The following is a 12,268-nucleotide window of genomic DNA, read 5'->3' on the forward strand; positions in this document are numbered from 1 at the left end:
GCAAAGGCAAGTTCCCAAGCATTACTCACCCGTCCGCCGCTCGTCATCTTCTAGCAAGCTAGAAATGCTACCGCTCGACTTGCATGTGTTAGGCCTGCCGCCAGCGTTCAATCTGAGCCATGATCAAACTCTTCAATTAAAAATCGAAAATCTATCTATGAATCGTCGGTTGACACTCTTAACGAGTGCCCACACAGATTGTCTTGTTATAAATTGTTAAAGAGCAATTTGTCAGTCAACACTGTTGCCTGACACGCTTTTCAGTACTTGCTATAAGCAATCTTACTTCGCGTTGGCTTCAGGCTTTACCCCGAAGCGGGAGGCGCATTCTACGCCGTTGGTTTTTATTGTCAACACTTTTTTGAAAGTTAATTTTGAAGCGTTGTAAAAACCGTTTATCACGCTGGCCTGAGCCGGTCTGATAAACCCTTGTTCCGTTCTAGCCGTTGGCCTGTCCCGTCGAAGTGGTGCGCATTCTAGCGATCTGAGCCACACCGTCAACACTTAATTTCAAAAAAGTGTCATATTAGGTTTGTTTGCTTATTTCCTGTGCGATCTGACGTTTTTTAGTTCAATTTCCAGTATCCCAGGCGTTTTCTTACCTGTAGCTTACGCCATAGTCCTGGTTTTTTCGGTTTCAGTTTGTCTTTATAGCAATGAATAAAATCATCTATTGCATCAATAACCCGCGCGCTATTTCGCCCGTCCCTGTATTTTTCATGGTGCGCCACGTAATTTTGTATCCCCTTTATAAGTGACGGTGGCCTGGTCAGCGCTTTATCTAAAGCCGGTTCAATCTCTTCTATGCTTTGCACATCCAGAAGGTGTGGCCCGGGGTTGGTATTTCTATAAGTCACTACAGGTTTATCCTGCAGCATAAATTCAAGAATAATTGATGAACTGTCACACAGCATCACACTCGCTTCATTCACGCTGTGTAAATCAATATTGTGGACATACCTTACATTGCCTCTGCGCTCAGCCAGTGCCTTATACTTATCCACTATTGCTGAACCATGGAGCCGGGGATGAAAAGTTAATATCCAATTCCATTCTCGGGTTTCACTTAGTCTTTCAATTGTTTCGTAAACGGCTTCAACAGACGTTACGCTTTTAGTAAAAGTTGTCGCGTATAAAATTGTGGGAGGATTAGTGGCAGGCGCAGCTTTACCGTTGACATAAGTGTCTACCTTACACCATCCAGTTTCGTAGGCCTTGAAACTGCCATCCAGCTTTTCCAGATGTTGATAAGGACCGGTGCTGCTTGGCCCTTGTGTGCAATAAAGGTCAAACCAGCCCCGAATGCGAAAATGAGAGTCTTCCTCATAGGTTTTTTCGCCCCGCTTACCAATAAAATAACCGTGGAAAACGGCTACTTTGATTCCTGGAAAAAAGTCATAGATAAAATTACCAGGCGTAATCGTGGCTGCAGCATTGAAGCTCTTCACTTCATCCACAGTTACTAATCGCTTCTCCCCTTCTAACAGACAGTTTTCACATTCTTGCTCTATGAACCACGCCACGTCCGCCCCCCTCCTGTGGATTTCCTCCTGTAGAGGACGGAGGATAGAATAGGCGTAAGGCAGATTAACGAATAATAGATAGCGCTTTGTCATAAAAATAAGCTGGCAGTTTTAAAATTGATACTGAGTTTATCAGGTTTGAATTTTCTGGTAATTCTAAACTCAACATGTAGCGTGTCAGGTTAAGCAACCATATTGTAGTCTGCGTAAATAGCAACTTAGTTAGATATGGTATGGTTATGCCAGTTAATTTTCCAAATAACGCGAGGAATGTTGTATGCAAACTGCATTATCTGCATTTAAGGGCGTCAGCCCTACCATACAGGAAAACACATATATCGCTGACTCTGCGCGTCTTGTGGGCGACATAACCCTTGGCCAGGATAGCAGCGTTTGGCACATGGTCGCCGCCAGAGGCGATGTAAACTATATTCGCATCGGTGCACGCACTAATATTCAGGATGGTACAGTCTTACATGTCACCAGGCGTTCAGAGCATTTGCCTGCGGGCCTTCCTCTTACTATCGGCGATGATGTCACTATTGGCCATAAATGCATGCTTCATGGTTGTAAGCTTGGCAACCGCATACTTGTTGGTATGGGCGCTATTATAATGGACGGCGCTATTGTCCAGGATGACGTATTTATCGGCGCAGGCACCCTTGTGCCTCCTAACAAAACGCTGGAGAGTGGCTATCTTTATGTAGGAAACCCCATGCAGAAAAAACGGCCACTCAAAGACGCCGAAATCAAGTTTTTGAAACAGTCAGCGATTAACTATGTCGAGCTTAAAAACGAATACTTGTCACAGTAGGCTAGCGCTGACGTAGCGCATCTATCACCGGGCCGGTTTGGGGAACTTTACCGGTCCAGATGGTAAACGCGGCTGCCGCTTGTTCTACCAGCATGCCTAATCCATCGGCGCTCTGTGCAGCGCCCTCTTGGTTGGCCCGTTCCATATATAATGTTGCCTCATTACTGTAGGCCATATCATAGGCCAATTCACACTTCACAAATGAAATATGCTGTAAGTCAGGTAATTGGTTATGCAGACTTGCTGATGTTGTATTGATAATGATATCAGCATCAAACGACATCAGTCCGGGCTTATCGAGGGCCATAAACGCTGGGTGACTAACCTCACTGGCGATTTGCTCGGCGCGGCTCATGGTTCGGTTGGTAATCGCCAAAGTGTTAATACCTTCATCCAGCAACGGATGGATTGCGCCCCTTGCTGCACCACCAGCGCCAATAAGTAACACCTTTTTATTCGCCAGCGTAATGCCCTGATTATGGATATCTGCTACCAGCCCTATCCCGTCCGTGTTATATCCTTGCAGCTGCCCGGTGTCTGTTCTGTGTAAAGTATTTACCGCCCTGGCCAGTTTAGCTGCATTATTCAATGTATCGGCCTGCTGCAAGGCTCTGCCTTTGAACGGCGAGGTAACATTACAGCCAATTGCGTCGGAAGCAGCAAAAAATACGTGAAGACTACGTTCAAAGTCAGCCTCCTCCGGACCAATCTTTTCGTAACTGATTGTCAGGTTATGCTGCCTGGCAAACATTTGATGAATGGTTGGTGATAAACTATGGGCTATCGGGTTTCCAAATACGGCAAATTTATTCATGGGAATATTCAGTTTTCTAAGTAAAAAAAAGCAGCAAGCCGCTGCGCCTGGAACTGTGTACGAGGCTATCGGAGGAGAGCCCGCTGTCAAGGCTATTGCTAATGATTTCTATAATGTTATGGAACACGACCCCTTTGCCTCAGAGCTACTGGCAATTCACCCCATGCCGCTGACCCGTATTCGGCATGTTTTTTTTCTTTATCTGAAGATGTGGATGGGAGGACCGAATGACTTCGAACAGCAGTTTGGTCACCCCAGATTACGGGCGAGACATCTGCCTTTTACCGTAACCCCTGCCCTAAAGGCCCAGTGGATGTATTGCATGCGCAAAGCAATGATGAAAAATGTTAGTGATATAAAACTAGCCAACCGGCTACTGGTCGCGCTGGACAGTCTGGCCGAGCATATGATTAATCAGCCAGACGACAAATAAAAAAGGCGCTCTTAAAACACAGAGCGCCAAGTGGCAATGCCAGGACAAGCAAATCGTTAAAAAGTGTAACCTACTGCCAACGTATAGACCCAGGGGTCGATTTCAATTGAATTGACGGCGCCCCGAGCTTCTCCGACGTTAAATGACGCTTCAGTGTCAATATCGATCCATCTTACTGAAGTATTTACGTGCCAGTTATTATCCAACATCACATCCATTCCCAACTGGGCTGATAAACCAACACTGTTGTCCAGAGACAAGTCAGACAAGCCAGCCTCACGATTAGCACCGGTGAATTCCTCGTCATAAATAAAGGTATAGTTAACGCCGGCACCTACATAAGGTTGTAAAACTGAACTGGCATCGTTGAAATAATAATTAAGCGTCAATGTGGGAGGCAAATGTGTCACTTCCCCCAGCTTGTTACCGGTACCCAGCGGATCGGTCACACCAAAATCAACATCATGCTTGAAGGGCGTTGCAGCAAGCAATTCGATGTTGAGGTTGTCGGTAACAAAATAGGCGATGTTCAGGCCCAACTGCGTATTGCTTTCAATAGACAAACCAACGCCAAGATCTTCACCACCGGCGATAATCGTCGATGTAGATTCGTCAGGTGCGACTGTAGTGGCGCCACCGCGCACGATAATTTCACCTTGTTGATGCGCTATAGCCACACTGGAGGCTGCAGCAGAAAGTACGAGCAAAGAGGAAAGAATAGCGGTTTTCATGGTGTTTATCTCGTTTAAGAACTTACGAGCACCTTACGCCTTTTGGCAAGAAAAAAGTTGATCTGAAACAATTTTATAATATAGAACGGCAGCAACCCTCAAGCAAACTTGACCTGGATCAAGTCTGCTTAGGTTCGGTTACCAGTCACAAGGTTTGAGCCACTCAGTCAGCCTGGCTTCTGGACTGCCCGCAGCTGGTTCGTAACCGTATTCCCAGCGCGCCAAAGGTGGCATAGACATTAGAATGGACTCGGTGCGGCCACCGGTTTGTAAACCAAATAAGGTGCCCCGGTCCCACACCAGATTAAATTCTACATAGCGACCCCGGCGGTATAACTGAAATTCTCTTTCACGTTTCCCGTAGGCCTGCATTTTTCGTTTCTCAACGATGGGGACATAGGCATCAAGATAAGCGTTACCGACCGCTTGCATAAAAGCGAAACACGTTTCAAAGTCCCATTCATTCAAATCATCGAAAAACAGCCCGCCCACACCACGGGTTTCTTCTCGATGCTTTAAATAGAAATACTCGTCACACCATTTTTTGTAAGTGGGATAAACCTCTTCACCAAATGGTGCGCAGGCTTTTTTAGCCACCGCATGCCAATGTTGTATATCTTCTTTGAAGGGATAAAAAGGTGTCAGGTCAAAACCACCACCAAACCACCATATAGGTTCTTCACCCGGCTTCTCTGCGATAAAAAAACGTACATTCGCATGGGAGGTCGGAATATAAGGGTTATGGGGATGAATAACTAGGGAAACGCCCATGGCCTGGAAGCTACGACCCACTAACTCGGGCCGTGACGCGGTTGCTGAAGCAGGCAGCTGCTCACCCTGGACATGAGAAAAGTTGACGCCCCCCTGCTCGATGATAGCGCCGTTTTTTATTACCCTTGAACGACCACCACCGCCTTCAGGCCTTCTCCAAGAGTCCTCTTTAAAGTGACCCTGTCCATCCGCCAGTTCCAGGGTCTGACAAATAGAATCCTGAAGCGCCAATAAATAAGCTTTTACCTTTTCTACCTGGGCAGTATCTGTATTGCTGGACATATTAATCTCTTATTATTTTTCCGGTGGCACCATCACGAATTGTACTTGGACGATCATGTCCACCGACTTCTCCGCTCACGTAGGTTACGTCTTCGCCAAAATAATCACGGGCCTGGCCGATAGTTCTGGCAGGTGCAGCACCAGCTGGATTCGCACTGGTTGATACCAGTGGTTTACCCACTTTTTCGCATAATTGCTTCACTACCGGATGATCTGTAACCCGAACTGCGATAGTGGCATGCTCCCCCGTGATCCACGCTGGGGCCTGAGCAGATTTGGGCAATAGCCAGGTATTCGGCCCGGGCCAGCTGGAAAAGATTTCGGTACGCTTATCCATTCTGATAGCATTATCGTTGACATAAGGCAGCAAACGGGAATAACTATCAGCGATAAGTATCATGCCTTTTTCTATCGGGCGCGCTTTGAGTGTCAGTAGTTTCAATACCGCATCCTGATTATCAGGATCACACCCGATACCCATAACGGCCTCGGTTGGATATACCAATAATTCACCTGCTGCAAACGCTGCAACAATAGGATCATCACCAGATGATTCGTTCTGCATTTTTTGTGTCTCTGTCTACTTAATCGGTTTGCTTAAAATCGCATGTGGGCTGAGGACAGCAAATGGTTCCTTTTTTCTTTACCATCAGCTCCCAACCACACGCCGGGCAAGCGCCCTGCACAGGCGTGAAATTTACCACATATCGACAAGTCGGATAATTATCGCAGGCAAAAAACCGTTTGCCATACTTGTTTGTTCGCTCAACGATGTGCCCTTTTTTACACTTGGGACAGGTAAGCTGCGTATCTTCCTGGGTATTGATAGGCTCTATATAATGACAGTCTGGAAACCCTGTACAGCCAAGAAACATTCCGTAGCGGCCGTTCTTGATCGCCATGATCGACCCACACGCTGGGCAGTTTACGTCGGGCATCTCTTTTAATGTGGTGGTTTGATTATCGTGTAGGGGCTTACTGAAAGTACAATCTGGGTAGGCTGAACAGCCTATAAAAGGACCGGTTTTGCCATTGCGAATCTGTAAAGAGTTTTCGCATTCCGGACATGTCCCAAAGTCATGTGCCGGCCCGTCAAATAGGGAATGATCAATTTTCGACATTACAAGGTCAAATGACCCTCCGCTTTAGTGCAGTACGCCGTCTGATTCTTCAAATAGCAAATCTTCCATCTGAGCGTATGCATTCTCTTTGCCTGGTACATTAAATAGCACCATGAGCACGACCCACTTGAGGTCTTCAAGACAAAATTCTGTTGAATCGATTTCCATGACGCGGTCAATAACCATTTCTCTGGTGCTGGCATCCAGTACCCCCACCTGCTCAAGAAACAGTAAAAACCCGCGACATTCTACATCCAGACGCATTTGTTCCTCATGCGTGTAGATACGACTCAGGCTAGAAGAAATCCCTTTACAAAAATAGGGTTTAATATCCGTTTCCTGAAGCGCTGCGAGCTTTTCCAGCCACGCAAGCGCTTTATATATTTCATCGTGATGAAAACCTGCACGCACAAGTTCTTCGGTGAGTTCGTCCTGATCAACCCGAATTTCCGTTTCACTGTGAATAAAATTTTCAAACAGATACATGAGGATGTCGAACATGTTATTTCCCCCTCAACTTTATGTAACCACCAGGAACAGCGGCTACCAGGCCACGCAGTTCGTATTGTAATAATGTTGCCAGCACTTGTGATACTGGCATATTGCTGCGCTCACAGATGATGTCTACACCGGTGACATCATGGTTCACACTAGCTAATAATTTATCGGTTGCCAAGCTTTCCTCATGAGTTTTTTGTTGACTGGCTGTCTTAAGGTCTTCTGTATTCGAGATTTTTTGTTCAGGCAACTGAAGCTCATCAAGAATATCATTAACACCGGTAACCAAAATAGCCCCTTGCTTAAGCAAATGATGGCACCCTGCTGTCAGTGGGTTGTCGATATTGCCGGGAATAGCAAAAACATCCCGCCCCATATTTGCGGCCATATTTGCAGTAATCAAGGTACCACTTTTAATTGTAGCTTCGATAACCAGGGTTCCCAGCGCCATAGCGGCGATTATTCGGTTTCGCTGTGGGAAATGCCGGGGGCGTGGTGGCGTCCCCGGCCAAAACTCAGAGATTATCGCGCCGCCCCGGGCTATGATGTTCTGGTGTAACGAGCGGTTGCGGCGTGGGTATATCTGGTCGGCGCCGGTGCCGATCACTGCCACTGTTGGCCCACTTACATCCAGCGCCCCCTGGTGAGCTGCAGCATCAATCCCGGCCGCCATACCGCTAATTATGCCAAGTCCCGCCTGGCTTAGCTGAGCTGCTATATAACGGGCCAGCGATAATCCGTTAGGTGAGGCACGGCGGCTTCCCACCAGAGCCATAAAGGGCACTGTCAGACATTCGAGCTCACCTTTTACAAATAAAACAAGCGGCGGTGAACTCAGATGTCTGAGCATTGCAGGGTAATGAGCGTCTGTATAACCGATAAGATGATGAGTTGGATCGCTTTTTTGCCAGTCATGCGCAGCGTCGATTTTAGACTGGTCAATGCGTCCTAGCAGAGTATTAATCTGGTCTTGCTGAGCGGCGGTCATGGGCGACCAGTTCCCCCCGACGAGTTCACTGGGGCTAATTTTCAAAGTACTGAGCAAGTTCAGCCAGGTGGCCGGCCCCACTCCCTGGGCTGAAGCCAGAGCCAGTAACGCCGCCAAATCTCTAGAGCAACCTGACGCAGACATGTGATCTCCTGTAAGCAAGATAGCATGCCTTGCGTGCTGACTGATTACCGTGCCGGATTACGGATTTGCCACAATATCACCGTTTTTCACCATCTCCCGGGCACGGGTAATAATGCCGTAACTTGCTTTTTCAAAGGTTTTAAAAATTATCAGCTCTCCTACCTTCAACGCAGGTTGAATGATGGTTGAGCCATCTTTGAACGGGCTGCTAACAGCATTGGCTTCACTGGCGTATCTGGGGTTTTCGCCATCAATAATAGCGGGCCCCTGGGCATAGATCCCCATAACCGTTCCAGGCTGGATATCAGCATGACCAAGATCAATAACCACCACATCATTTTTGCCCAGTAACTGGTGCTGATGAAGATTACCTATTACATGCGCACGTTGAGTGGTGGCGGGTTGTAAAATCATATCCTGAGGCTCAGGTAACTCACCTGCAAAAAGGCGGTCGCCCCGACGAGCCTCCAGGTTTGATTCATTTACTTTTACCAGCCACTGGGTGGGAATCTTACTTTCCACCATATTGGCATTAGCTATATGATGAATTTGAATTCCCAGCACAGCGCCGTTCATATCGGTGATAGTAGACTGCTTTCTTACTACCCGATACTGATCCTGAGGACGGCCATAACTTCTGCTTAAAACCAGATCATCGGTAATGAATCGGATGCCACCGCTCGAATTACCCAGCAGATGAGGCAGTATTTCATACTTGTCCTCAGCGATAATTTCATTCTGATTGACGTACGGGGCAATAGCTGACCAGGGCAAGGTGTTTATTGGTGAGGGCTTAGTTTGCTTTACTGTGCTGGGGCTTAACGTAAGTCGTTTCTTTTCTCTGGCCACTTCCAGCACAGGCTGTCCATTTACCATACGGATGCGCAAAACATCTCCCGGATAAATCAGGTGGGGGTTCACAATTTGGGTATTGGTTCGCCATAGCTGCGGCCATAGCCAGGGCTTATCCAAAAACAGATTGGCAATATCCCACAGCGTGTCGTCTTTTTTCACTGTGTAAGTTTTCGGTGCAGTCTCTTTAAGGGTTACCGCAGCCTGTACCATAGACAGAGGCACGAATAATAGCGCCACCAGCCAGTGACGCCATGCACGAACCCCTTTTATGTTTTGCCGGCGACCTGTCATGCTTATTTACCTTTGTATTGTTGATTTTTCACGCACTGCCTTTATATCGGCTATAACATTAGAAAATTCAGTTGCCGGATAAAAAACTGCACGTATAGCTGTTATACGGTAGAATAGTACCCATTATCCAGGTGTAAATAATGCTGGCAGTTGGATCGTATATTAATTCATACAGTGAGAGTGTAATAACGACAGATGGCGATTTTAGACGTATTACGTTTTCCCGATGAGCGGTTGCGCAATGTAGCGAAGCCGGTTAACGAGGTAAACGATGAAATCAAACAACTAGTCTCAGATATGTTCGAAACCATGCGCGATGAAAAAGGCATCGGGCTTGCCGCTACGCAAGTTGATCGCCATGTACGGGTTGTGGTTATGGACGTATCAGAGGATCAAAATGAACCCCGCGTGTTCATCAATCCGGAAATTGTTGAAAAAGAAGGCAACACTATCAGTGAGGAAGGCTGCCTTTCTGTTCCGGGTAACTACGCAAAAGTTGAACGTGCTGAAACGGTGAAAGTTAAAGCGCAGGATGAAAACGGTGAGACCTTCGAGCTGGATGCGGACGGTTTGCTTGCCATTTGTATTCAGCACGAGCTGGACCATTTACAAGGCAAGCTTTTTGTAGATTACCTGTCACCGTTAAAGCGTCAGCGTATTCGTAAGAAGCTTGAGAAAGAAGCTCGTCTGGCTGCAAAAGCGTAAGGATAATCGTGGCTAATTCTCTTCGTATTATTTTTGCAGGTACCCCGGATTTTGCTGCTGATCATCTTCGCGCCTTGCTGGATTCAGAGCATCAGGTGGTGGCTGTTTACACACAGCCAGACCGCCCGGCAGGACGTGGCAAAAAACTGACTGCCAGCCCGGTCAAGCAACTCGCTCTGGCTAATGATATTCAGGTGCACCAACCTCAGTCACTGAAAGATGAAGACGCCCAGCAAACCTTGCAAAATATTAAAGCAGATATAATGGTAGTGGTTGCCTATGGGTTGATTTTGCCCCAGACAGTGTTACAGACACCACCGTTTGGGTGTATTAATGTGCACGGCTCACTGCTTCCTTTGTGGCGGGGTGCGGCCCCTATCCAGCGAGCTATCTGGGCAGGAGATACACAAACCGGGGTTACCATCATGCAGATGGATGAGGGGTTGGACACCGGTGATATGCTGCATACTGCGGCTATTCCAATTCAGCCTGAAGATACCAGTGCTACGCTTTACGACAAGCTAGCAGAGCTGGGACCGAAAGCCTTGATGCATGTGCTGGACAATCTGGATACAGCGCAGCCGCAAAAGCAGGATGATAGTCAGGCTACCTACGCAAAGAAACTATCTAAAGAAGAAGCTGAGATTGACTGGTCGCAGTCGGCATCGCAGTTAGCGCGCAATACCCGGGCATTTAATCCCTGGCCGGTGGCATGGACTGAAATCGCGGGTGAGAAAGTCAAAATATGGGCCGCGCAAGTCATCGACGAAGAGGGTGCAAGTTCTCCCGGCATGATTACTCAGGCCGATAAACACGGCATTGTTGTTTCTTGCGGAGAGGGCCGGTTAAAAATTACCAGCTTACAGTTGCCGGGCAAGAAACCGCTCAGTGCAGCAGAAGTTCTCAATGCACGAAAAGACTGGTTTAAAGTTAATCACATTATAGGTAGTAAAAAACCGGCATGAATGCCCCACTTCCCCGCGCCAAAAATCTGCGTGCCGATACTGCTTGGGTAATCTATCAGATTCTTGAAAACGGCAAGTCTTCACGTGAATGCTTAAGCACTGTTCAGCAGCGTCATTTACCAAAAGACAGTGCCTGGCTTCAGGAAATGTCCATGGGCGCAATGCGTCAGCTTCCGCAACTACAGCTGTGGCTTCGCGCACTTTTGGATAAGCCGTTAAAAGGCAATAAAAAGATTCTTGAGCATCTGATAATGCTGGGTTTTTATCAGCTTGCGTTCAGCCGGGTGTCGGCCCATGCAGCAGTGGCAGAAACTGTCCACGCAGCTTCAGTACTGGGCGGCGATGGCCTTAAAGGCTTAGTAAATGCTGTGCTGAGAAACTTTCAGCGTCAGGACATGCACTTACAGCGCAGTGACGACCCCATAATACAAAGTGGTATGCCAAAGTGGCTATATAAAACTATCCACACCTGTTACCCATCCTTTGCCGGGACAATCCTTGCCCAAGCCAATGAAATTGCGCCTTTATGGTTGAGAGTCAACCGACAGAAAGTATCGATGGATACGTTTACCAGTGCTCTGACGTCGGCTGATATTCGTTTTACACTCAGCGAAGAGCACCCTGATGCGGTTATTGTTCAAACCCGTACCGATGTGGTTAGCCTGCCCGGCTATAATGAAGGTTGGTTTGCCGTTCAGGACGGTGCTGCTCAGCTTGCGGCAGCATATTTGTTGCCTCGGGAAGGCGAGCGTATTTTGGACTGTTGTGCGGCACCAGGTGGCAAGACCGGCCACATTCTCGAAACTGCCCCAGCTATTTCGCAGTGCATCGCACTGGACAGTGACAAAAAGCGTCTTATACGCGTTGAAGAAAATATGCAGCGCCTGGGGCATACTGCTTCGATAATACAGGGCGATGCTTCTGCTCCTGATACGTGGTGGGACGGCCAACATTTTGACCGGATTTTGCTGGATGCGCCCTGCTCTGCGACCGGGGTTATCCGTCGCCATCCGGATATTCGGTGGTTGCGCAAGAAAAGCGATATTGATGCGTTAGTAATATTACAAAACCAGATTCTGACGGCATTGTGGCCGACGTTAAAAGAAGGCGGCACACTGCTTTATGCCACCTGCTCTTTACTCCCGGCAGAGAATAGTGAACAGATGCAGCACTTTTTATCCACCCATGCTGATGCCCAGCTTGTTCCAATTATCGCGGGTGAAACCCCTGATAACCCGGGCCGGCAAATTCTGCCCGGAGAGCAACAAATGGATGGTTTCTATTATTGCAGACTGTTAAAGTCTTTTCGAAATCAATCAGTAGAACGATAACA

The 12,268-nt window shown here is 47.5% G+C and carries 14 protein-coding genes and 1 rRNA gene; 5 read left to right on the forward strand and 10 right to left on the reverse strand.

Annotated elements, in window-relative coordinates:
• Positions 1-139 (reverse strand): 16S ribosomal RNA (locus F458_RS0104155); the annotation flags it as partial.
• A gap of 427 nt (positions 140-566) precedes the next feature.
• Entirely contained in the window at positions 567-1,523 is a 957-nt protein-coding gene (locus F458_RS0104160; RefSeq protein WP_018982121.1) for a CDP-glycerol glycerophosphotransferase family protein, read from the reverse strand.
• Between the two features lie 277 nt (positions 1,524-1,800).
• Here F458_RS0104160 and F458_RS0104165 point away from each other — a divergent pair, with 277 nt between their 5' ends.
• Complete coding sequence (locus F458_RS0104165; protein ID WP_018982122.1) at positions 1,801-2,337, forward strand: gamma carbonic anhydrase family protein; 537 nt, start codon at positions 1,801-1,803, stop codon at positions 2,335-2,337.
• A 1-nt stretch (position 2,338) separates the two neighbouring features.
• On the opposite strand, the gene aroE is transcribed toward F458_RS0104165, so the two are convergent.
• Positions 2,339-3,151, reverse strand: coding sequence for a shikimate dehydrogenase (gene aroE, locus F458_RS0104170; protein ID WP_018982123.1), 813 nt, complete (start codon positions 3,149-3,151; stop codon positions 2,339-2,341).
• On the opposite strand from aroE, the gene F458_RS0104175 reads away from it, so the two are divergent.
• Positions 3,150-3,584, forward strand: a complete 435-nt coding sequence (locus F458_RS0104175; protein WP_018982124.1) for a group II truncated hemoglobin — start codon at positions 3,150-3,152, stop codon at positions 3,582-3,584. The genes aroE and F458_RS0104175 overlap by 2 nt on opposite strands.
• Positions 3,585-3,640: 56 nt before the next feature.
• Here the strand turns inward: F458_RS0104175 and F458_RS0104180 are convergent, their stop codons facing one another.
• From F458_RS0104180 to F458_RS0104210, 7 genes are all read right to left on the reverse strand, one after another.
• Complete coding sequence (locus F458_RS0104180) at positions 3,641-4,315, reverse strand: OmpW family outer membrane protein (RefSeq protein WP_018982125.1); 675 nt, start codon at positions 4,313-4,315, stop codon at positions 3,641-3,643.
• Positions 4,316-4,453: 138 nt separating this feature from the next.
• Positions 4,454-5,368 carry an oxygen-dependent coproporphyrinogen oxidase gene (gene hemF / locus F458_RS0104185; RefSeq protein WP_018982126.1) on the reverse strand — a complete coding sequence of 305 codons (915 nt, stop codon included), beginning with the start codon at positions 5,366-5,368 and terminating at the stop codon, positions 4,454-4,456.
• 1 nt (position 5,369) lies between these two features.
• Positions 5,370-5,933, reverse strand: coding sequence for a Sua5/YciO/YrdC/YwlC family protein (locus tag F458_RS0104190; RefSeq protein WP_018982127.1), 564 nt, complete (start codon positions 5,931-5,933; stop codon positions 5,370-5,372).
• 19 nt (positions 5,934-5,952) lie between these two features.
• The gene (locus tag F458_RS21135) at positions 5,953-6,489 is read right to left on the reverse strand and encodes a DNA topoisomerase family protein (protein WP_018982128.1); all 537 of its coding nucleotides are present in this window, start codon (positions 6,487-6,489) and stop codon (positions 5,953-5,955) included.
• A gap of 24 nt (positions 6,490-6,513) precedes the next feature.
• Positions 6,514-6,990 (reverse strand): DUF494 family protein, encoded by a 477-nt coding sequence (locus tag F458_RS0104200; protein WP_026294480.1) that lies wholly within the window; start codon positions 6,988-6,990, stop codon positions 6,514-6,516.
• A 1-nt stretch (position 6,991) separates the two neighbouring features.
• Positions 6,992-8,119: a DNA-processing protein DprA gene (dprA, locus tag F458_RS0104205; RefSeq protein WP_018982130.1), complete on the reverse strand. Its 1,128-nt coding sequence runs from the start codon at positions 8,117-8,119 to the stop codon at positions 6,992-6,994.
• A gap of 57 nt (positions 8,120-8,176) precedes the next feature.
• On the reverse strand, positions 8,177-9,265 hold the full coding sequence (locus F458_RS0104210; protein WP_018982131.1) for a LysM peptidoglycan-binding domain-containing protein: 1,089 nt from the start codon (positions 9,263-9,265) through the stop codon (positions 8,177-8,179).
• A 195-nt stretch (positions 9,266-9,460) separates the two neighbouring features.
• On the opposite strand from F458_RS0104210, the gene def reads away from it, so the two are divergent.
• Genes def through rsmB form a run of 3 tightly spaced genes read left to right on the forward strand, consistent with a single transcriptional unit; the run spans position 9,461 to position 12,266 of the window.
• Positions 9,461-9,970 (forward strand): peptide deformylase, encoded by a 510-nt coding sequence (gene def, locus F458_RS0104215; protein ID WP_018982132.1) that lies wholly within the window; start codon positions 9,461-9,463, stop codon positions 9,968-9,970.
• 8 nt (positions 9,971-9,978) lie between these two features.
• Positions 9,979-10,935, forward strand: a complete 957-nt coding sequence (gene fmt, locus F458_RS0104220; RefSeq protein WP_018982133.1) for a methionyl-tRNA formyltransferase — start codon at positions 9,979-9,981, stop codon at positions 10,933-10,935.
• On the forward strand, positions 10,932-12,266 hold the full coding sequence (gene rsmB, locus F458_RS0104225) for a 16S rRNA (cytosine(967)-C(5))-methyltransferase RsmB (protein WP_018982134.1): 1,335 nt from the start codon (positions 10,932-10,934) through the stop codon (positions 12,264-12,266). The genes fmt and rsmB overlap by 4 nt, the downstream gene beginning before the upstream one ends.
• The last annotated feature ends 2 nt before the right edge of the window (positions 12,267-12,268 follow it).

The organism is Salinimonas chungwhensis DSM 16280 (genome assembly GCF_000378185.1).
In the GTDB taxonomy this organism is placed as follows: Bacteria; Pseudomonadota; Gammaproteobacteria; order Enterobacterales; family Alteromonadaceae; genus Alteromonas; species Alteromonas chungwhensis.